The sequence below is a fragment of the Mycobacterium neumannii genome (assembly GCF_048452905.1).
Lineage (GTDB): Bacteria > Actinomycetota > Actinomycetes > Mycobacteriales > Mycobacteriaceae > Mycobacterium > Mycobacterium neumannii_B.
Genome location: NZ_JBCGVF010000001.1, coordinates 303,191 through 322,159 on the forward strand (window position 1 = coordinate 303,191; position 18,969 = coordinate 322,159).

General features: G+C 65.9%; 21 protein-coding genes. 11 read left to right on the forward strand and 10 right to left on the reverse strand.

The genetic code is table 11. The annotated features are described in order from the left end of the window. Together AAHH99_RS01380 and AAHH99_RS01385 are read left to right on the forward strand one after the other, a co-directional pair. Window positions 1-861, forward strand: coding sequence for a MaoC/PaaZ C-terminal domain-containing protein (locus AAHH99_RS01380; RefSeq protein ID WP_418767069.1), 861 nt, complete (start codon window positions 1-3; stop codon window positions 859-861). A gap of 301 nt (window positions 862-1,162) precedes the next feature. Continuing rightward, window positions 1,163-2,068: an MPT63 family protein gene (locus AAHH99_RS01385; RefSeq protein ID WP_418767070.1), complete on the forward strand. Its 906-nt coding sequence runs from the start codon at window positions 1,163-1,165 to the stop codon at window positions 2,066-2,068. A gap of 34 nt (window positions 2,069-2,102) precedes the next feature. Here the strand turns inward: AAHH99_RS01385 and AAHH99_RS01390 are convergent, their stop codons facing one another. From AAHH99_RS01390 to AAHH99_RS01420, 7 genes are read right to left on the reverse strand one after another with little or no spacing between them, the layout of a single operon-like run. Beyond that, the gene (locus AAHH99_RS01390; protein ID WP_418767071.1) at window positions 2,103-2,810 is read right to left on the reverse strand and encodes a hypothetical protein; all 708 of its coding nucleotides are present in this window, start codon (window positions 2,808-2,810) and stop codon (window positions 2,103-2,105) included. Between the two features lie 43 nt (window positions 2,811-2,853). Continuing rightward, window positions 2,854-4,020 (reverse strand): lipid-transfer protein, encoded by a 1,167-nt coding sequence (locus AAHH99_RS01395; protein ID WP_418767072.1) that lies wholly within the window; start codon window positions 4,018-4,020, stop codon window positions 2,854-2,856. Further along, a complete protein-coding gene (locus AAHH99_RS01400; protein WP_418767073.1) occupies window positions 4,020-4,424 on the reverse strand; it encodes a MaoC family dehydratase in 405 nt (134 codons plus the stop codon). The genes AAHH99_RS01395 and AAHH99_RS01400 overlap by 1 nt, the downstream gene beginning before the upstream one ends. Beyond that, window positions 4,421-5,419, reverse strand: a complete 999-nt coding sequence (locus tag AAHH99_RS01405; RefSeq protein WP_418767074.1) for a bifunctional MaoC family dehydratase N-terminal/OB-fold nucleic acid binding domain-containing protein — start codon at window positions 5,417-5,419, stop codon at window positions 4,421-4,423. Before AAHH99_RS01405 ends, AAHH99_RS01400 begins: the two co-directional genes overlap by 4 nt. After that, complete coding sequence (fadE29, locus tag AAHH99_RS01410) at window positions 5,416-6,579, reverse strand: acyl-CoA dehydrogenase FadE29 (RefSeq protein WP_064419329.1); 1,164 nt, start codon at window positions 6,577-6,579, stop codon at window positions 5,416-5,418. The genes AAHH99_RS01405 and fadE29 overlap by 4 nt, the downstream gene beginning before the upstream one ends. 2 nt (window positions 6,580-6,581) lie before the next feature. Then, window positions 6,582-7,607 carry an acyl-CoA dehydrogenase family protein gene (locus AAHH99_RS01415; RefSeq protein ID WP_418767075.1) on the reverse strand — a complete coding sequence of 342 codons (1,026 nt, stop codon included), beginning with the start codon at window positions 7,605-7,607 and terminating at the stop codon, window positions 6,582-6,584. Between the two features lie 51 nt (window positions 7,608-7,658). Beyond that, window positions 7,659-8,912, reverse strand: a complete 1,254-nt coding sequence (locus AAHH99_RS01420) for a cytochrome P450 (RefSeq protein WP_418767076.1) — start codon at window positions 8,910-8,912, stop codon at window positions 7,659-7,661. A gap of 129 nt (window positions 8,913-9,041) precedes the next feature. Here AAHH99_RS01420 and AAHH99_RS01425 point away from each other — a divergent pair, with 129 nt between their 5' ends. Continuing rightward, the gene (locus tag AAHH99_RS01425; protein ID WP_418767077.1) at window positions 9,042-10,205 is read left to right on the forward strand and encodes a steroid 3-ketoacyl-CoA thiolase; all 1,164 of its coding nucleotides are present in this window, start codon (window positions 9,042-9,044) and stop codon (window positions 10,203-10,205) included. A gap of 59 nt (window positions 10,206-10,264) precedes the next feature. Here the strand turns inward: AAHH99_RS01425 and AAHH99_RS01430 are convergent, their stop codons facing one another. After that, window positions 10,265-10,645, reverse strand: a complete 381-nt coding sequence (locus tag AAHH99_RS01430; RefSeq protein ID WP_418767078.1) for a hypothetical protein — start codon at window positions 10,643-10,645, stop codon at window positions 10,265-10,267. Between the two features lie 23 nt (window positions 10,646-10,668). On the opposite strand from AAHH99_RS01430, the gene AAHH99_RS01435 reads away from it, so the two are divergent. Next, window positions 10,669-11,124: a nitroreductase family deazaflavin-dependent oxidoreductase gene (locus AAHH99_RS01435; RefSeq protein WP_418767562.1), complete on the forward strand. Its 456-nt coding sequence runs from the start codon at window positions 10,669-10,671 to the stop codon at window positions 11,122-11,124. 16 nt (window positions 11,125-11,140) lie between these two features. Here AAHH99_RS01435 and AAHH99_RS01440 read toward each other — a convergent pair whose 3' ends face one another. Further along, window positions 11,141-12,058 (reverse strand): SDR family oxidoreductase, encoded by a 918-nt coding sequence (locus AAHH99_RS01440; protein WP_418767079.1) that lies wholly within the window; start codon window positions 12,056-12,058, stop codon window positions 11,141-11,143. 30 nt (window positions 12,059-12,088) lie between these two features. Continuing rightward, window positions 12,089-12,844 (reverse strand): SDR family oxidoreductase, encoded by a 756-nt coding sequence (locus AAHH99_RS01445; RefSeq protein WP_418767563.1) that lies wholly within the window; start codon window positions 12,842-12,844, stop codon window positions 12,089-12,091. 82 nt (window positions 12,845-12,926) lie between these two features. Between AAHH99_RS01445 and echA20 the strand changes: the two genes are divergently transcribed. From echA20 to AAHH99_RS01480, 7 genes are read left to right on the forward strand one after another with little or no spacing between them, the layout of a single operon-like run. Further along, window positions 12,927-13,682, forward strand: coding sequence for a (7aS)-7a-methyl-1,5-dioxo-2,3,5,6,7,7a-hexahydro-1H-indene-carboxyl-CoA hydrolase (gene echA20, locus AAHH99_RS01450; protein ID WP_418767080.1), 756 nt, complete (start codon window positions 12,927-12,929; stop codon window positions 13,680-13,682). Continuing rightward, complete coding sequence (gene ipdA / locus AAHH99_RS01455) at window positions 13,679-14,554, forward strand: cholesterol ring-cleaving hydrolase subunit IpdA (RefSeq protein ID WP_418767081.1); 876 nt, start codon at window positions 13,679-13,681, stop codon at window positions 14,552-14,554. The genes echA20 and ipdA overlap by 4 nt, the downstream gene beginning before the upstream one ends. Then, the gene (ipdB, locus tag AAHH99_RS01460; RefSeq protein ID WP_418767082.1) at window positions 14,551-15,297 is read left to right on the forward strand and encodes a cholesterol ring-cleaving hydrolase subunit IpdB; all 747 of its coding nucleotides are present in this window, start codon (window positions 14,551-14,553) and stop codon (window positions 15,295-15,297) included. The genes ipdA and ipdB overlap by 4 nt, the downstream gene beginning before the upstream one ends. Window positions 15,298-15,317: 20 nt before the next feature. Next, on the forward strand, window positions 15,318-16,370 hold the full coding sequence (gene ipdC, locus AAHH99_RS01465; RefSeq protein WP_418767564.1) for a (3aS,4S,5R,7aS)-5-hydroxy-7a-methyl-1-oxo-octahydro-1H-indene-4-carboxyl-CoA dehydrogenase: 1,053 nt from the start codon (window positions 15,318-15,320) through the stop codon (window positions 16,368-16,370). 43 nt (window positions 16,371-16,413) lie between these two features. Next, window positions 16,414-17,067 (forward strand): SatD family protein, encoded by a 654-nt coding sequence (locus AAHH99_RS01470; RefSeq protein WP_418767083.1) that lies wholly within the window; start codon window positions 16,414-16,416, stop codon window positions 17,065-17,067. Next, window positions 17,064-17,789 (forward strand): hypothetical protein, encoded by a 726-nt coding sequence (locus tag AAHH99_RS01475; protein ID WP_418767084.1) that lies wholly within the window; start codon window positions 17,064-17,066, stop codon window positions 17,787-17,789. Before AAHH99_RS01470 ends, AAHH99_RS01475 begins: the two co-directional genes overlap by 4 nt. Before the next feature lie 57 nt (window positions 17,790-17,846). Then, the gene (locus tag AAHH99_RS01480) at window positions 17,847-18,962 is read left to right on the forward strand and encodes an NDMA-dependent alcohol dehydrogenase (protein ID WP_418767085.1); all 1,116 of its coding nucleotides are present in this window, start codon (window positions 17,847-17,849) and stop codon (window positions 18,960-18,962) included. Window positions 18,963-18,969 lie beyond the last annotated feature (7 nt).

Sequence of the window (18,969 nt, forward strand, 5' to 3'; positions counted from 1 at the left end):
ATGCCGATCAATCTCGACGAGGCGCTCGGCGCCGAGCTTCCCGCCGCCGAGTTCTCCTGGACCAGCAGCGACATCCAGCTCTACCACCTCGGGCTCGGCGCCGGTGCCGATCCGATGGACAGGCGCGAGCTGCGCTACCTGACCGACGAAACTCCGCAAGTGCTACCGACATTCGGCAATGTCGCGCAGAGCTTCCACATGACCGAACCGCCGACGGTGAAGTTTCCGGGTATCGACATCGAGCTTTCGAAGGTGCTGCACGCCAGCGAGGCGGTGTCGGTTCCCGGGCCGATTCCACCGTCCGGTACCGGGATCGCGGTCACACGCTTCACCGACATCTGGGACAAGGGCAAGGCCGCGGTCATCTGGTCGGAGACCACGGTGACGGCGCCCGACGGCACGCTGCTGTGGACCCAGAAGCGCTCCATCTTCGCGCGCGGCGAAGGTGGCTTCGGGGGCGAGCGTGGACCGTCGACTTCCTCAGAGCCTCCACAACGCGCGCCGGACTTCGAGATCGCGATCCGCACATCGCCTCAGCAGGCGCTGCTGTACCGGATGTGTGGCGACCGCAATCCGCTGCACTCCGACCCCGACTTCGCGGCCGCGGCCGGATTTCCGCGCCCGATCCTGCACGGGTTGTGCACCTACGGCATGACGTGCAAGGCGATGGTCGATACCCTGCTCGACGGCGACACCGCGCGGGTCAAAAGCTACGGCGCACGGTTCGCCGGTGTGGTCTTCCCCGGTGAGACGCTCAAGGCCAGCGTGTGGAAGGAGGGCGACGGATTCGTCGCCACGGTGACCGCACCCGAGCGTGACGATGCGGTGGCGCTTGCAGGCGTGGAACTGACTCCGGCCTAGCGGGTCGCTTTCACTCACCTCTGACCGAGAGGTGCACGCGGTTAGCACCACGGTCGGCTTAATTTCCCGGAGTCGAATCCGTCACGCCTCGGCAGCGAAATAGCGTGTTTGCCGAACTCCACTGAATGTTGCTCAAACACAGAGATATACGTCTTACGTGCACGAAAGTGCGATTGCTGTCGGGGATTAGTTCGGATCGTATTACGAACTGCTTCAACCGATCCGGATTACCCAAACAATTGGCGACCTGATAGTTTTCTGCGTTGACCATCCCAATTGCCGGACGAGTCAGGAGCACATCATGAAGATCAGCAAGATCAGCAGCATGTTGGCAGCAACCGCGACGGCGGGATTCATCGCGGCACCTTTTGCAGCCGCCGAGCCCGAGGCGACGCCGCCGGCCGGGCCGACAGTTCAGACCCAGACACTCGGAACCCAGGGCAAGTTGGTCGACGGGGCCGTCATCCAGGGCTGGACGATCACCAACCTCCAGCCCAGCAGCGACGTCATCCCCTTCCCGGTGACCGGCACGCTGTGGGAGGCAACGGCGACAGACCAGGCGATCCAGGGATCGGTGACGCCGATCGTGGCGAATCTGGTTGCCCGGGCCGCTGACGGCCAGACGTACCGCTCGCTGTTCGAAGTGGCCACACCGCAGGGCGTGAACCCCTCGACGTTGGCTCAGGGACAGGAGACGTCCGGCAAGGTCTACTTCGACGTCACCGGCGCGACCCCCGACAGCGTGGTCTACAACGCCGGCGGACAGGATCTGCTGGTGTGGACCAAGCCGGCCTCGAGCACGAGCACGTCCTCGCCGTCGACCTCGTACGGCACCGGCAGCACCGCACCCGCGGAAGCACCGGCTACCGAGGCTCCGGAGGGCACCACTGCCGCACCGGAGGGCACCACCGCCGCACCGGCCGCGACGGGCGCCGAGGCACCCGAAGGCAGCCAGGGCACGCCGATCGCCGAGGGCAGCCAGGGCACCCCGATCGCCGAGGGCAGCCAGGGCACGCCGCTGCCGGAAGGCAGCGCGGGCACGCCGATCGCACCGGCTGAGGGCACCCCCGCACAGCCCGCGCCAGGCGCTCCGGCTCCAGGCGGCGCCGAGGGCGTTCCGCAGCCCGCCGGAAGCCAGGGCACCCCGCTGCCCGCGGGTGATCATGTGCAGACCCCGACCACCTACACCCCGGTCCCGACTCCGTAAGCGGATCGCCTAACCGGTCATACGGTCAGCGTCGTCACGAGTGCGATGACCACCATGCGTACAGCCGTGGAAAGGTCGGGCCATTCGGCCCCGCTCGGACGGCGCTGACCGTCTTTCTCTCCTCGTCGGTCCAGACCACGGTCGGTTGACCGTCCACGAGGCCGCAGTAGAGCTGTCCGCTGACGCTGTCCGGCGTGGCGTTGCGCCGCCACGGCCCCGGCGACTGGATATTGCCCGGGCAATCGACCCTGTTGGCGGCCGAGATCGTCTCGTTGAAGACATTTTCGAGTCCCATGCTGTCTCCGACGAGGCTGAATGTCGCCGACACCGGGCCGTCGGGGTCGTCGTTCTGGGCGCATTTCACCTGCGACAGAACACCTTCGGGCGCCTGCGTCGGTTCACACGCGCCGGCGCGGTATCCCTTCGGCAGCAGCCGCAGCAGCCGCGCATCGTCCTCGGACCTGGTCGTCGGCTGTGGCTGGCTGGTCGGCCCGGGTTCCTCGGCTTGGGCAGGTTGGGCGTTGTCCTGCGACGGCTGTGTCAACCAGAAGATCACTGCGCCGACGGCGACGACGACACCGACGACCGCGGCGCCGATGGCCACGGTCTTTCCGCTGGACCGTCGCTGCACCTGGCGCGGAGACACCGTCAGCGGCTCGTCGAACCGGCGGCCCCAATTGCCCTGACCGGCAGAGAAATCCGGATCAGGGTCGTCCGACTGGGGCGGCCTCGGCGAGTTCACACCTCAGAGGGTAGTAGGCGGAGCGACCCCAGCCGCACGCCGATCAACCGAGGATCAACCCGGATGTGGGCACACCGGTACCCGCGGTGACGAGGACGTGCTCGACATTCGGAACCGGATTGACCGAAGTCCCCCGCAGCTGGCGAACGCCCTCGGCGATCCCGTTCATGCCGTGGATGTACGCTTCGCCCAGCTGGCCGCCGTGGGTGTTGATCGGAAGCCGCCCGCCGACCTCGATCGCCCCGTCGGAGATGAAGTCTTTGGCGTCGCCCTTGTCGCAGAATCCAAGCTCTTCCAACTGGATCAGGGTGAACGGGGTGAAGTGGTCGTAGAGGATCGCGGTCTGGATGTCCTGCGGCTTGAGCCCGGACTGCGACCACAACTGCCTGCCGACGAGCCCCATCTCGGGCAGTCCCAACTCCGGTCGGTAGTAGCTGGTCATCGAGTACTGGTCCGGGCTGGAACCCTGCGAGGCCGCCTCGATGACCGCTGGGCGGTGTTTGAGGTCTTTGGCCCGCTCGGCGGATGTCACGACCAACGCGACGCCGCCGTCGGTCTCCTGGCAGCAGTCGAGCAGCCGCAGGGGTTCGGCGATCCACCGCGAGTTCTGGTGGTCCTCGATGGTGATCGGCTTCTCGTAGAAGTACGCCTTGGGGTTCTTCGCGGCGTGTTTGCGGTCCGCCACCGAGATCATGCCGAAGTCTCTGCTGGTCGCCCCGGATTGGTGCATGTAGCGCCGAGCGATCATCGCGACCTGCGCGGCGGGGGTCGACAAGCCGTGCGGGTAGGAGAAGGAGTTGTCGACGCCGGTTGAGTCGGCGTTCTCGACCAGGCGCATCTGCACCTGGCCGAACCGGACGCCGGATCGCTCGTTGAACGCCCGATATGCCACAACGCAATCGGCTACACCGGTGGCCACCGCGATCGCGGCTTGCTGAATGGTCGCGCAGGCGGCGCCACCTCCGTGATGGATCTTCGAGAAGAACTTCAACTCGCCGATGCCCGTCGCCCGCGCGATCGCGACCTCGGTATTGGAGTCCATGGTGAAGGTGACCATGCCGTCGACATCGGCAGGCGTCAGCCCGGCGTCGTCGAGAGCGTCCAGCACCGCTTCGGACGCGAGCCGAAGTTCGCTGCGGCCGGAGTTCTTCGAGAAGTCGGTGGCGCCGATACCGACGATCGCCGCCTTCCCCGACAGTCCACTCGACATCAGGCGTTTCCTCCGATAACGAGTGTCGCAGTGGCGATCACGTGATCGCCGAGACTGTTGCTGCCGACGATCTTCAACGTGATCAGCCCGTCGTCGATCGCGGTCACCTCACCGGAGAACGTCACCGTGTCGTAGGCGTACCAAGGCACGCCCAGCCGCAGCGAGATCGATTTGATGATCGCGGTCGGGCCCGCCCAGTCGGTGATGTAGCGCTGCACCAGGCCGGTGTCGGTGAGGATGTTGACGAAGATGTCCTTGCTGCCCTTGGCCTGCGCCTTGTCCCGGTCGTGATGGACATCCTGGTAGTCGCGGGTGGCGATGGCCGTTGACACGATGAATGTCGGGTCGCCGTACAGGGCGAGCTCGGGAAGCTTTGTTCCTACTTCGACTGCGGGTGCGCTCACGCTGTGCCCTCCTCAACTACGGCGCCCTCCTCGTCGGGCTCCCACGCGTAGAGCGTCCACGCCGGACCGGAGTCACCCTCGGGGAAGTCGATATATGTTGCGCGAACCGGCATCCCGATTTCCACGGTGGCCGGGTCGACGTTTCGGAGCTGCCCCAGCATCCGCACACCTTCCTCGAGCTCGACAAGGGCGATGACGAACGGCAACGTGCGACCGGGCACCTTGGGCGCGTGGTGCACGACGAAACTGAACACCGTGCCCTTGCCGCTGGCGACGACGTAGTCGGTCGGCAGGTCCTTGTCCTGCCAGATCGCGGGTATCGGAGGATGCACCAGCGTGCCGTCGTCGCGCTTCTGGATGCGCAACTCGTGAGCGTTGACGCCGTCCCAGAAGAACTTGGTGTCGCGGGACGAGGCCGGCCGCATCATCATCTCCGCGTCCAGGTCGTCGGGCACCGGCGCGCCCGCGTCCTTCTCGGCGGGCTTGAATTTCATGATGCGCCACACCATTTCGGCGACGGTTTCGTCGCCGTCGGTACCGTTAGCCACCGTCCAGGTGATGAGCTGGTTGATGAAAAATCCCTCACCCAGCGCTGTCCGCTTCGGACCCACAACGTCTGTGATCTCGGCGTGGACGCTGACCTCTTCGCCCGGGCGCAGATACCGGTGGTATGTCTGCTCGCAATTGGTGGCGACCACGCCAACGTAGCCGGCATCGTCGAAGAGTTGCATCATCTTGGTCAGCGGATCGTCGTCCGAGCGGCCCTGACCTAGCCCGCCCATCGTCCACACCTGGATCATCGCCGGCGGCGCCACGATGCCGGGGTGGCCGGCGGCCTTGGCCGCTTCCTCGTCCACGTAGATCGGGTTCCGGTCACCGATGGCGTCGACCCAATGGTGGATCATAGGCCGATTTACCGGATCTCGGCCGGTGCGCGGCTCGCTCTTGCCGTCCGCCTTGATCTTCTCGATGTCCGCCCTCAGGTCGGCGCTCACCGCGGAACCCTCGGCACCTTCAGGCCCGCTGCCGCAATCATCTCCCGCATCACCTCGTTGACACCTCCACCGAACGTGATCACCAGGTTTCGTTTGGTCTGCGAGTCGAGCCATTCCAGCAGTTCGGCGGTCTCCGGCTCGGCCGGGTTGCCGTACTTGCCGACGATCTCCTCGGCCAGGCGCCCGGCGTACTGAATCCGCTCGGTGCCGAACACCTTGGTGGCTGCGGCGTCGGCGACGTCGATGGTCTCGCCCGCCGCGGCGACCTGCCAGTTGAGCAGTTCGTTTATGCGCCACATCGCCTTGAGCTCGCCGAGTGAGCGCTTGACATCGTCGTGGTTGATCGGAATATCGCCGTTGCCACCGGGTTTCGACGCCCACGCGTGCACGTGGTCATACAGGCTGGCGAATCGGCCGGCGGGTCCCAGCATCACGCGCTCGTTGTTCAGCTGGGTGGTGATCAGCTTCCACCCGGCGTTCTCCTCGCCGACGAGCATGTCGGCCGGCACCCGAACGTCGTTGTAGTACGTCGCGTTGGTGTGGTGGGCGCCGTCGGACAGGATCATCGGCGTCCACGAGTATCCGGGGTCCTTGGTGTCGACGATGAGGATCGAGATCCCCTTGTGCTTCACCGCCTCCGGGTCCGTGCGACACGCCAGCCAGATGTAATCGGCGTCGTGCCCGCCGGTGGTGAACACCTTCTGCCCGTTGACGATGTACTCGTCGCCCTGGCGCACCGCCGTGGTGCGCAACGACGCGAGGTCGGTGCCGGCTTCCGGCTCGGTGTAGCCGATCGCGAAGTGAACCTCGCCCGCGAGGATCGCTGGCAGGAACTTCTTCTTCTGCTCCTCGGTGCCGTACTGCTGCAGCGTGGGCCCGACGGTCTGCAGAGTGACGGCCGGCAGCGGCACGTCGGCCCGCTGCGCCTCGTTGACGAAGATCGACTGCTCGATGGGCCCAAAACCCAGCCCGCCGAATTCCTTCGGCCAGCCGACGCCGAGCTTGCCGTCCGAGCCCATCCGCTTGATGACCGTGCGGTACGCCTTGCCGTGGCGATCCTTCTCCATCTCCTTGGCCTCTTCCGGAGAGATGAGACTGGAGAAGTACTCGCGCAGTTCGGCCTGCAACTGCTTCTGTTCAGGCGTCAGTTCGATGAACATTCCTATTTCCCCTCGCTTCGCTCGCCCAGCGCGGCTCCCACCAAGTCGAGCCGGTGTGACGGACCACCCACGAGGCGGGCAAGGTCCTTGATCGAGGAGTAGTAGCGGTCCATCGGGTAGGCGATGTCCATACCCATGCCGCCGTGCAGGTGATGGCAAAGCTGCATCACCGGAGGCGCCTGCGAAGCCAGCCAGTATCCGAGGATGTCGATATCGTCGTCAGCGTCGCGCCCCTCAGATAGTCGCCAGGTCACCGAGTTCGACGCCAATGTCAGTGTGCGCGAGGCGATGTACACCTCGGCCAGCTGCGCGGCGACGGTCTGGAAGGTCGACAGCGGCTTGCCGAACTGCTCGCGGTTGGCCACGTAGTCGGCGGTGAGCCGCAGTGCGCCTGCGACCAGACCCGATGCGAACGCGCCGATCGCGGCGAGGGCCAGCTGATTGATCCGTCGGGGCTGGGCGCCCTCGAGCGCGCCGTCGACGGCGGCGTCGGTGAACGTCACCGAGTACTCGTCACCGTGGTTGGACGTCGGCGTCTTGGTCACCACCACGCCGTCGGCCTTCGCCGACACCACCACCACGGCGCTGTCGGCGGTGACGACGAGCCAATCCGCCTGTTCCGCATAGGGAACGGCGACTTTGGTACCGCTGAGCCGGCCGTCGGCGAACGACACCGCGGGCCGATCCGGCAGCGGCGCCCCCGGCTCGTTGAGCGCGGCCGAGAGCACCGCGCCTTTGGCGACCCCGGACAGATAGCGGTCCTGCTGCTCGTCCGTCGCCGACTCGAGAAGCGGCAGCAACCCCAGACCCAGCGTGGCCAACGCGGGGCCGATCGTGGCGTGCCTACCGATTTCGGTGAGCGCGGTGGCCACCTCGGGCAGGCCGACGCCGTCGCCGCCGAGACGCTCCGGGACCGCCAGGGCCGTCACGCCTCCGGACACCAGTGCGTCCCAGCTGTTGTCCCGGGTCAGCACCGAGGTCACCACGTCGGCGACAGCCTGCTGCCCTTCGTCTGGACTGAAGTCCACCCGAATCCTCCTTGATACCGGGAAATTTCGCAGTCGCTACAACTTACGTCGTCAGCTGTTGGTGACCGGGCACTTTCCGGTGTAATCCACCTGCCAGTGCTTGATCCCGTTGAGCCAGCCCGACTTGAGCCGCTCGGGTTCGCCGATCGGCTTGAGGTCGGGCATGTGATCGGCGACCGCATTGAAGATCAGGTTGATGGTCATCTTCGCCAGGTTCGCGCCGATGCAGTAGTGCGCGCCGGTGCCGCCGAAGCCGACATGCGGATTGGGATCGCGCAGGATGTCGAACTTGTGCGGGTTCTCGAAGACCTCTTCGTCGAAGTTGGCTGAGCGGTAGGACATCACGACCCGCTGACCCTTCTTGATTTGCACGCCACCCAACTCGACATCCTCCAACGCGGTGCGCTGGAAGGCCGAAACCGGAGTGGCCCAACGGACGATCTCGTCGGCGGCGGTCTCGGGGCGTTCGCGCTTGTAGAGCTCCCACTGGTCGGGGTTCTGCGAGAACGCGATCATGCCGTGGGTGATGGAGTTGCGGGTGGTCTCGTTACCGGCGACCGCGAGCATCACGACGAAGAAGCCGAACTCGTCATCGGAGAGCTTCTCGCCTTCGATGTCGGCCTCGATCAGCTTGGTGACGATGTCTTCGGTCGGGTTCTTGGCCCGCTCCTCGGCCATCTTCATCGCGTACTGGATCAACTCGAACGACGACACCGCAGGATCCACGTGGGCGTACTCGGGGTCTTCGCCGGCGGTCATCTCGTTGGACCAACGGAAGATCTTGTCGCGGTCGTCCTGCGGCACGCCGAGCAGTTCGGCGATGGCCTGCAGCGGGAGTTCGCACGAGACCTGTTCGACGAAGTCGCCCGAGCCCTCGGCCGCGGCGGTCTCGGCGATCTTCTGCGCCCGGGAACGCAGTTCGTCTTCCAGCCGTCCCACGGCACGAGGCGTGAAGCCGCGCGAGATGATCTTGCGAAGACGGGTGTGCTGCGGCGCGTCCATGTTCAGCAGGACGGCCTTCTGCAGGTCGATGGCATCGCGCGTCATGTCCTGCGGCCAGACCGGGATGGCGCCGTCCGGCGAGCTGCCGAACACGTCGTTGCGCTTCGAGACCTCTTTGACGTCGGCGTGCTTGGTCACCAGCCAGTAACCCTTGTCGCCGAAGCCGCCGGTGCCGCTCGGCACGTCGACCCAGTGGATCGGCTCGGACTCGCGCAATTCGGCCAGCTCTTCGACGGGCAGGCGCTCCAGGTTCAGGCTCGCGTCGAGGAAGTCGAAGTCGGCTGGGATATTCGGGCAAGGCATGGGGGAAGCTCCTCCGCAACAGTTATTGCAACATGTTCTAGTGCCAGTAAAACATGCCTTCTGCGCAGATAAAAGGCAGGTCATCAACGCCGCTTGTCAGAGTAATGAAACGTGTTCTAGCCTGACGGAATGGGTAACCCTGTCATCGTCGAAGCCACCCGTAGCCCCATCGGTAAGCGCAACGGCTGGCTGTCCGGTCTGCACGCCACCGAGTTGCTCGGCGCCACCCAGAAGGCCGTCGTGGAGAAGGCCGGGATCGACGCCGCTGATGTCGAGCAGGTCGTCGGGGGCTGTGTCACGCAGTACGGCGAACAGTCCAACAACATCACCCGGGTGAGCTGGCTGGTGGCCGGCCTGCCCGAGCACGTCGGCGCGATGACCGTGGACTGCCAGTGCGGCAGCGGCCAGCAGGCCAACGGCCTCATCGCCGGCTTGATCGCGGCGGGCGCCATCGACATCGGCATCGCCTGTGGCATCGAGGCGATGAGCCGCGTCGGTCTGGGCGCCAACGCAGGCCCCGACCGCAGCATCCTGCGACCGGCGTCGTGGGACATCGACCTGCCCGACCAGTTCACCGCCGCCGAGCGAATCGCCAAACGGCGCGGGATCACCCGCGAGGACATCGACCAGTTCGGCTTCGAGTCGCAGCGCAAGGCCAAGCAGGCGTGGGCCGAGGGCCGGTTCGACCGCGAAATCAGCGGCATCGAGGCTCCCGTGCTCGACGAGCAGAAACAGCCCACCAGCGAGCGCCACGTCGTGACACGCGATCAGGGCCTGCGTGACACCACTCTCGAGGGTTTGGCATCGCTGAAGCCGGTGCTCGAGGACGGCATCCATACCGCGGGTACCTCGTCGCAGATCTCCGACGGTGCGGCAGCCGTGCTGTGGATGGACAGTGATGTGGCCAAAGCCCACGGCCTGCGCCCGCGGGCGCGCATCGTGAGCCAGGCGCTGGTCGGAGCCGAGCCGTACTACCACCTCGACGGGCCGGTTCAGTCGACGGCGAAGGTGCTCGAAAAGGCCGGTATGAAGATGGGCGACATCGACATCGTCGAGATCAACGAGGCCTTCGCCTCGGTCGTCCTGTCGTGGGCCCGAGTACACGAACCCGACATGGACCGCGTCAATGTCAACGGCGGCGCGATCGCGCTCGGCCACCCCGTCGGCAGCACCGGCAGCCGGCTGATCACCACCGCCCTGCACGAGTTGGAGCGCACCGACAAGAGCACCGCGTTGATCACGATGTGCGCAGGCGGTGCGCTGTCCACCGGGACGATCATCGAACGGATCTGAGCACGCTTCCGGCGACTGCCCGAAATCGTCGGGCGGGGAAGCGGTTTGCGCCGACGGGCTCAGTCGCGCATGAGTACCGGTCGCACGCGCGCGTGAATGTGGTGGATTTTCCCGTCGTGAGCCGGAATGAGGAAGGTCTCCTCGGTGCGGGCACCCACGCGCCGCCCGGCGATTCGCGGCTTCGTGACGACGGTGAACGTGGCGTGCACTTCGTCGCCGTCGACGCGGAATTCGCGATCGACGATCGCCGAGATGATCCGGAACTGTGGCCCGCTATTCAGGCTGCGGCGCAGATGCGCACCCGAGAAGCCGGTCTTGAGACCGTTCTCGATCCTGATGCAGTCCGGCGCGAAGGGGACGTCGTCGCCGCGATGGCTGACCAGCGCATCGATATAGGACTCCGCGGCGGCGATGCGATCGGTGTCAGAGACTGTGCCCATCGACCGAGCATAGGATGACGGCCATGCCAAAGTCGCGGCCACGCTTCATGGATACGAAGGCATCGGACTTCTTCGTCAAACAGATGTCGAGGCTCAACACCTTCATGTATCGCCGCAACAACGGTGAAGGACTCGGCGGCGAGTTCCAGGGCATACCGGTGGCCCTACTGACGACGACGGGGCGCAAGAGCGGCCAACCGCGGGTCAGCCCGCTGTACTTCCACCGCGACGGCGACAAGGTCATCGTCGCCGCGTCGAAGGGCGGCAGCGACAAGCACCCGATGTGGTACCTGAACCTCAAGGCCGATCCCCGCGTTCAGGTGCAGATCAAAAGCGAGGTGCTCGACCTGATCGCGCGTGACGCCACCGAAGAGGAACGCGCGACGTACTGGCCGCGGCTGGTCGAGATGTACCCGACGTACGAGGATTACCAGTCCTGGACCGACCGGGTGATCCCGTTGGTGGTGTGCGAACCCTGACCGACGACCCGGCCGCTCACGCGCCGTAGACCGGCACGGGCGGACGCGCTTTCGCCAGCAGATCGGCGACCACCGGACCGAGCTCGGCCGCATCCCAGCGCGCGCCCTTGTCGACCTCGGGTCCGTGCGCCCACCCCTCGGCGACTCGGATGATGCCGCCTTCGACCTCGAACATGCGGCCGGTGACATCTTTAGACTCGACGCTTCCCAGCCAGACCACCAGCGGCGAGATGTTCTCCGGCGCCATCGCGTCGAAGTCCCGATCCTGAGTGGCCATCATGTCGGCGAACACCGTCTCGGTCATGCGGGTCCGCGCCGACGGCGCGATGGCGTTGACCGTGACGCCGTAACGCCCCATCTCGGCGGAGGCGACCAGGGTCAGCGCCGCGATGCCCGCCTTGGCGGCGCTGTAATTCGCTTGTCCCACACTGCCTTGCAGTCCGGCGCCCGAGCTCGTGTTGATGATGCGCGCATTGAGGGTGTCGGGGCCGGCGTTTCTGCTCTTGACTTGGGCGCGCCAGTACGCCCCGGCATGCCGCATGGTGGCGAAGTGTCCCTTGAGGTGCACGGCGATGACGGCGTCGAACTCCTCTTCGCTGGTGTTGGCGAACATCCGGTCGCGAACGATGCCGGCGTTGTTCACCAGAACGTCGAGCCCGCCGAACGTGTCGACCGCGGCCTGGATCAGGCCCTCGGCCTGGGTCCAGTCGGCGATGTTGGCGCCATTGGCCACGGCTTCCCCACCGGCGGCGGTGATTTCGTCGACTACGCTTTGCGCGGCGCTACCACCGCCGGCGGGCGACCCGTCGAGGCCGACTCCAATGTCGTTGACCACCACGCGGGCGCCCTCGGCGGCGAATGCGAGAGCGTGCGCGCGGCCGATACCGCCGCCGGACCCCGTCACGATGACCACTCGGCCGTCGAGCAAACCCATATCTGTTGTCTCCTTGCTTGTTTGAGCGCGCTATTTGATGTCAGCAGTGGTGGTTGCGAGGTAATGTGGTGGCTCACCGCCGCCGTGCACTTCGAGCGATGCGCCGCTGATGTACGACGCCGCGTCGGACGCCAGGAATGCCGCGGCCCAACCCACGTCCGCCGGTTTGGCGAGGCGGCCCAGCGGGACGTTGCGCGAGATCGCCGCGATGGAATCCGCATCACCGTAGAAAAGTTCGGACTGTTCGGTCTCGACCATGCCCACCACGACCGAGTTGACGCGAACCTTCGGCGCCCACTCGACGGCCAACGTGCAGGTGAGGCTCTCCATGCCGGCTTTGGCCGCCCCGTATGGTGCGGTGCCAGGCGTGGGCCTGCGCCCGCTCACGCTGGCGATGTTGATGATCGACCCGCCACGTTCCTGCTTCTGCATCCGCGCATTCGCGTGGGTGGACACCGAGAGCGGCCCCAGAAGATTGAGTTCGACGATCTTGCGGCTGAACTTCGCCGACGACTCCGCGGCGAGCACGTACGGCGATCCGCCCGCATTGTTGATCACCACATCGATACGACCGTGACGTTCGGCGACGGTCTCGACCATAGAGGCGACCGCGTCGTCGTCACGCACATCGCAGGCGTGGAACTCGTACGGCAGGCCCTCGACTGGCCGACGGGCACACGTGACGACGGTGGCGCCCTGATCGGCGAACACGGCGCTGATGCCGGCGCCGACCCCGCGCACACCACCGGTCACCAGCACCACCCTGCCTTCGAGGCCGAGGTTCATGTCTTGCAGGTCGGTCACTGTGCTAGCGTACCAAGCAAGTGCTTGCTTTCCTACCGGACCCAGGAAGTGCTCGGGAGCTCAGATGACTATCAACTCGACCATCACCGAACCGGGGATCGTCTCGGTCACCGTCGACTACCCGCCGGTCAACGCGATTCCGTCGCGCGGCTGGTTCGAACTCGCCGACGAGATCACCAAGGCCGGAGCCGACCCGGAGACGCATGTCGTGATCCTGCGTGCGACCGGCCGAGGCTTCAATGCCGGTGTCGACATCAAGGAGATGCAGCGCACGGAGGGCTTCACCGCGCTGATCGACGCCAACCGCGGTTGCTATGCGGCGTTCAAGGCGGTCTACGAGTGTGCGGTCCCGGTGGTCGCCGCCGTCAACGGCTTCTGTGTCGGCGGCGGCATCGGGCTGGTCGGCAACGCGGACGTCATCGTGGCCTCCGATGATGCGACGTTCGGGCTGCCGGAGGTCGAACGTGGCGCACTCGGCGCGGCGACGCACCTGTCGCGCCTGGTGCCCCAGCACATGATGCGCCGGTTGTTCTTCACCGCCGCCACGGTCGATGCGGCGACACTGCACCACTTCGGCTCGGTGCATGAGGTGGTTCCGCTCGATCAACTCGACGAGACCGCGCTGCGCGTCGCGCGCGACATCGCCGCCAAGGACACCCGGGTGATCCGGGCGGCCAAGGAGGCGCTGAACTTGATCGACGTACAGAGGGTGAACTCCAGCTACCGCATGGAGCAGGGCTTCACATTCGAGCTGAACCTCGCGGGCGTGTCCGACGAGCACCGCGACGCGTTCGCCGGCACCGACAAGGGAGCCAAATGAGCGACAAGAGAACAACTCTCGACGACGCCGTCTCGCAGATTCGCAATGGGATGACCATCGGAATCGGCGGCTGGGGTTCTCGGCGCAAGCCGATGGCGTTCGTGCGGGCGCTGCTGCGCACCGACGTCACCGACCTCACCGTCGTCACATACGGCGGGCCCGACCTCGGGCTCCTGTGCGCGGCGGGCAAGGTGAAGCGTGCCTACTACGGCTTCGTGTCGCTCGACTCGCCGCCGTTCTATGACCCGTGGTTCGCCAAGGCGCGTACCACCGGCGCGATCGAGGCCCGCGAGATGGACGAGGGCATGCTTCGGTGCGGGCTGCAGGCCGCGGCCCAGCGACTGCCGTTCCTCCCGATCCGGGCCGGGCTGGGCAGCGATGTCCGCGCGTTCTGGGGTGACGAGCTGAAGACCGTGCGGTCCCCCTATCCCACGGGGGAGGCCTACGAAGAACTCGTCGCGATGCCCGCGCTCACCCTGGACGCCGCGTTCGTCCACATGAATCTCGGTGACGTTGCAGGCAATGCCGCTTACACCGGCATCGACCCCTACTTCGACGATCTGTACCTGATGGCGGCCGAACGCCGGTTCCTGTCGGTCGAGCGAGTGGTACCGACCGATGAACTGATCAAAGCCGTTCCGCCACAAGCGCTTCTGATCAACCGGATGATGGTAGACACCGTCGTCGAGGCGCCCAACGGTGCGCACTTCACGACGGCCGAGCCTGACTACCGTCGCGACGAGAAGTTCCAGCGCCACTACGCCGAAGCGGCGAAATCCGACGATTCGTGGCAGGAGTTCGTGCAGACCTATCTGTCCGGCACCGAAGCCGACTACCAGGCTGCGGTGCGCAAGCTGCAGGAGGATCAATGATGTCGGTGTCCCGTGCCGAAGTGTGCGCCGTCGCCTGCGCCGAGTTGTTCCGCGACGCCGGTGAGATCATGGTCAGCCCGATGACAACCATGGCCTCGATCGGCGCCCGACTGGCCCGGCTGACCTTCTCCCCCGACGTCCTGCTGACCGACGGCGAGGCGCGCCTGCTCGCCGACACGCCCGCACTCGGCACCGCAGGGGCGATCGAAGGTTGGATGCCGTTCGGTCGCGTCTTCGAGACGCTGGCCTGGGGTCGGCGCCATGTGGTCATGGGCGCCAACCAGATCGACCGCTACGGCAACCAGAATCTGTCGGCATTCGGGCCGCTGCAGCATCCGACCCGCCAGATGTTCGGTGTGCGCGGGGCACCGGGCAACACCATCAACCACGCGACGAGTTACTGGGTAGGCAACCACTCGACGCGCGTGTTCGGCGAATCCGTCGACATTGTCTCCGGTATCGGTTGGGACAAAATCGATCCCGACAACCCGGCATACCGGTTCGCCAACGTGTATCGGGTGATCACGAACCTCGGCGTGTTCGACTTCAACGGCCCCGATCATCAGATGCGGGCCGTTACTCTGCATCCTGGTATCGAGCCCGAACAGGTAGCCGAGAACACCTCATTCGAAGTGCACGGGCTGGACTCCGCCGAGCAGACCCGGCTCCCCACCGAAGACGAGCAGAAGCTGATCCGCGAGGTGATCGACCCCAAGGGACTGCGGGACAAGGAAATTCGGTGAGCACGCCGGACAAACCCACACTGCGCACACCGCTGACCGAGCTCATCGGTATCGAGCATCCGGTTGTCCAGACCGGCATGGGCTGGGTGGCGGGTGCGCGACTGGTCTCGGCGACGTCGAACGCCGGCGGCCTGGGGATCCTGGCGTCGGCGACCATGACGCTCGAGGAACTGCAGACGGCGGTCACCAAGGTCAAGAACACCACGGACAAGCCCTTTGGTATCAACATCCGCGCCGACGCGGGAGACGCCGGAGAACGCATCGACCTGTTGATCCGCGAGGGCGTCAAGGTCGCCTCGTTCGCCCTGGCGCCCAAACCCGATCTGATCGCCAAGCTCAAAGAAGCCGGCGTCGTGGTGATTCCGTCGGTCGGTCTGGCCAAGCACGCCAAGAAAGTGGCGGGCTGGGGCGCCGATGCGGTGATCGTGCAGGGCGGTGAAGGCGGCGGTCACACCGGGCCGATCGCGACGACATTGTTGTTGCCGTCGGTGCTGGACGCTGTCGAGATCCCGGTCATTGCGGCCGGTGGCTTCTTCGACGGCCGCGGGCTTGCAGCGGCGTTGTCGTACGGTGCTGCGGGTGTCGCGATGGGGACCCGATTCCTGCTGACGTCGGACTCCACGGTGCCGGATGCGGTCAAGCGCCGCTACCTGGAATCGGGCTTGGACGGCACCGTCGTATCGACCCGTGTCGACGGGATGCCGCACCGCGTGCTACGCACCGGCCTGGTGGAGAAGTTGGAGAGCGGATCGCAACTTCGGGGATTCTCCGCGGCCGTCCGAAACGCGCAGAAGTTCAAGAAGATGTCGGGCATGACGTGGCGGTCGATGATCCGCGACGGGCTAGCGATGCGGCAGGGCAAGGAGTTGACGTGGTCGCAGGTGGTGATGGCCGCCAACACCCCGATGCTCCTGAAAGCCGGTTTGGTCGAGGGCAATACGGACGCGGGAGTACTGGCCTCCGGCCAGGTCGCGGGCATCCTGGACGATCTGCCGTCGTGCGCGGAACTGATCGAGACGATCGTTGCCGACGCGGTCGGGCACCTGCGACAGGCCAGCGGCTACATCGAGTGAAGGATATCACTTAATTCTGCAGTAGTGAAGCTATAATCTTCATATGCCTGCACTGAAGCGGTCACCTTCACCGCGCTCGCGCGCCACGTTGATCGGCGACGTGATCGGCTCACGCCACGTGGCCGATCGCGCCGCCACGCATCGCGCACTCGACAAGGCACTCGTCGACGCCAACGGCCACGCCATCGACGCACCCGCATTCACGGTCGGTGACGAGTTCCAGGGCAGCTATCGGACGGTCGGCGCGGCGATCGAAGCGGCGTTTGCCATTCGTCTGGCCGTCGCGCCAGGGATCGACGTCCGATTCGGTGTCGGTTGGGGTGCCGTGACCGTTTTGGATGCGGACTCCGGGATCCAGGACGGGCCGGGGTGGTGGGCCGCCCGCGAAGCAATCGAGTGGACCGCCTCCGCGCAACGCCAACCGGGGCTGGCGTTGGTGCGCACGTCGTTTCGGGCCGAATGCGAGAGCCGCCGCGACCTCGACGCGATCAATGCCGCGCTGTTGTGTCGGGACCATCTGATTGGATCGCTCGATGACCGCTCATTGAGGATTGTGAAGGGACTGTTGACCGGCAAGACCAAGAAGGCCATCGCGGCGGACGAGGGCATCAGCGCGTCGGCGGTGTCCCAACGCGCGGGCCGCGACGGGTTGGACCTCATCCTGCTCGTGGCGCAGTATCTGCGGGAGGTGCCATGAGCGCGGTCGCGGTGCTGCTGATCGCGATCGGTATCGCCGATGTCCTTCGGCGGCTCGTCGATCGTGTCTGGCTGTCCGCCGCGGCGGCACCCCTTGTCGTGATCGGTTGCGCGGCGGCGGCCGGGCTGTGGCGGTGGGGCGACATCGTGCTGCTCGTCGTGGCGGCGGTGGCCGCCGTCGGCTGGGTGGTGTTGAGTGCGCGAGCCGAGCGAACCGGCCGGAACCAGGTGACACCGCTGGTCGTCTTCGGCGGTGCGCTCGGGGTGCTGATCCTGCTCTCGGGCTGGAGTTCGGAGGTGGCAGGTGTGGCGGCGCGGTGGCCGGCGTGGGTCGGCATCGCGGTGTCCCCCGACCGACTCTTGATGATCGTCGGTGTGATGCTGATGCAACTGGTGACCGGGAATCAGTTGGTGCGCTTGGTGCTTGGCTCCGTCGGCTCGGTCAAACCGACGGGCGAGCCGCAGGCCTCGGACCGGTTGAAGGGCGGGAGGCTCCTCGGTCCGATGGAGCGGGTGCTCATCCTCGGGCTGGGCCTGGCAGGCCAGCTCGCCGCCGCGACGGCCGTCGTCGCCGCCAAGAGCATCATCCGATTCCCGGAGATCAACGCCCAGAAGGCGCGGGAGAACCGGGGAATCGGAATCGACGAAGTGACCGAGTACTTCCTCGTCGGCAGCTTCGCCAGCTGGATCGTCGCACTCGGCGGCCTGGCACTCGCGCACTGAACAGTAAGCCTTTCGATTCGCCCGTAATCCGGTCGTGGGTTTCCTACACTCGCGCCCATGAAAACCAATGCCGCCGTTCTGTGGGGACTCAACGAGCCGTGGAGCATCGAGGAGATCGACCTCGACGGTCCGAAGGATGGCGAAGTGCTTGTCTCCTTCGAGGCCACCGGGCTGTGCCACTCGGACCACCATGTCGTCACGGGTGACTTCGCCGGTGTGCCGCTGCCGATCATCGGTGGCCACGAGGGCGCGGGCGTCGTCGTCGAAGTCGGACCCGGCGTGCGCGACCTCGACGTCGGTGACCACGTCGTCACGTCGTTCCTGCCGGCGTGCGGGCGCTGCCGTTGGTGCGCCAGCGGGCATCAGAACCTGTGTGACCTCGGCGCGCTGATCCTGACCGGCCTGCAGGCCGACGGAACGTACCGACGCAAGGTCCGCGGTCACGACGTCGGAATCCTGTCCGGCGTCGGTAGTTTCTCGCAGTTGGGGACATTGTCGGAGGCATCGGTGATCAAGGTCGACGACGACTTCCCGCTGGCCCGGGCCTGCCTGTTGGGCTGCGGGGTGATGACAGGTTGGGGTTCGGCCGTCAATACCGCAGACGTCAGCCCGGGCGACACGGTCGTGATCATCGGGTGCGGCGGCATCGGCAGCGGCGCGATCCAGGGTGCGCGACTGGCCGGCGCGGAACACATCGTGGTCGTCGATCTCGTAGAAGACAAGCGGGAGAAGGCTTTCGGGTTCGGCGCCTCCCATTTCGTGACCAACATGCCGGAGGCGATGGAACTGGTCGCCGAGCTCACCCGGGGCGTGATGGCCGACTCCGCGCTGTTGACCATGGGCGTGCTCGAGGGGCGGATGATCGACGAGGCGCTCAACATCATCCGCAAGGGCGGTGCGGTCGTGATGACCGCCATCGCCTCTATGGCCGATGTCACGCCGACGCTGTCGATGGCGATGATGACGCTGTTCCAGAAGCGGCTGCTGGGCAGCCTCTACGGCGAGGCCAATCCGCGCGCCGACATCCCGCGGCTGCTGAACCTCTACCGTGACGGCAAGCTCCTTCTCGACGAAACCGTCACTGCCGAATACAAACTCAACGACATCAATGAGGGTTACGACGACATGCTGGCGGGGCGCAACATCCGCGGTGTGATCATCCACGACCACTGACGCGATG

Bases quoted from the DNA above. Each gene is read 5' to 3' on its own strand.
- AAHH99_RS01435 (WP_418767562.1), top strand. From the start codon at position 10,669: ATGCCAAAGTCGCGGCCACGCTTCATGGATACGAAGGCATCGGACTTC.
- AAHH99_RS01470 (WP_418767083.1), top strand. From the start codon at position 16,414: ATGCCTGCACTGAAGCGGTCACCTTCACCGCGCTCGCGCGCCACGTTG.
- AAHH99_RS01385 (WP_418767070.1), top strand. From the start codon at position 1,163: ATGAAGATCAGCAAGATCAGCAGCATGTTGGCAGCAACCGCGACGGCG.
- AAHH99_RS01480 (WP_418767085.1), top strand. From the start codon at position 17,847: ATGAAAACCAATGCCGCCGTTCTGTGGGGACTCAACGAGCCGTGGAGC.
- echA20 (WP_418767080.1), top strand. From the start codon at position 12,927: ATGACTATCAACTCGACCATCACCGAACCGGGGATCGTCTCGGTCACC.
- AAHH99_RS01425 (WP_418767077.1), top strand. From the start codon at position 9,042: ATGGGTAACCCTGTCATCGTCGAAGCCACCCGTAGCCCCATCGGTAAG.
- fadE29 (WP_064419329.1), bottom strand. From the start codon at position 6,579: ATGTTCATCGAACTGACGCCTGAACAGAAGCAGTTGCAGGCCGAACTG.
- ipdB (WP_418767082.1), top strand. From the start codon at position 14,551: ATGATGTCGGTGTCCCGTGCCGAAGTGTGCGCCGTCGCCTGCGCCGAG.
- AAHH99_RS01475 (WP_418767084.1), top strand. From the start codon at position 17,064: ATGAGCGCGGTCGCGGTGCTGCTGATCGCGATCGGTATCGCCGATGTC.
- ipdA (WP_418767081.1), top strand. From the start codon at position 13,679: ATGAGCGACAAGAGAACAACTCTCGACGACGCCGTCTCGCAGATTCGC.
- AAHH99_RS01380 (WP_418767069.1), top strand. From the start codon at position 1: ATGCCGATCAATCTCGACGAGGCGCTCGGCGCCGAGCTTCCCGCCGCC.
- AAHH99_RS01440 (WP_418767079.1), bottom strand. From the start codon at position 12,058: ATGGGTTTGCTCGACGGCCGAGTGGTCATCGTGACGGGGTCCGGCGGC.
- AAHH99_RS01420 (WP_418767076.1), bottom strand. From the start codon at position 8,912: ATGCCTTGCCCGAATATCCCAGCCGACTTCGACTTCCTCGACGCGAGC.
- AAHH99_RS01445 (WP_418767563.1), bottom strand. From the start codon at position 12,844: ATGAACCTCGGCCTCGAAGGCAGGGTGGTGCTGGTGACCGGTGGTGTG.
- AAHH99_RS01430 (WP_418767078.1), bottom strand. From the start codon at position 10,645: ATGGGCACAGTCTCTGACACCGATCGCATCGCCGCCGCGGAGTCCTAT.
- AAHH99_RS01395 (WP_418767072.1), bottom strand. From the start codon at position 4,020: ATGTCGAGTGGACTGTCGGGGAAGGCGGCGATCGTCGGTATCGGCGCC.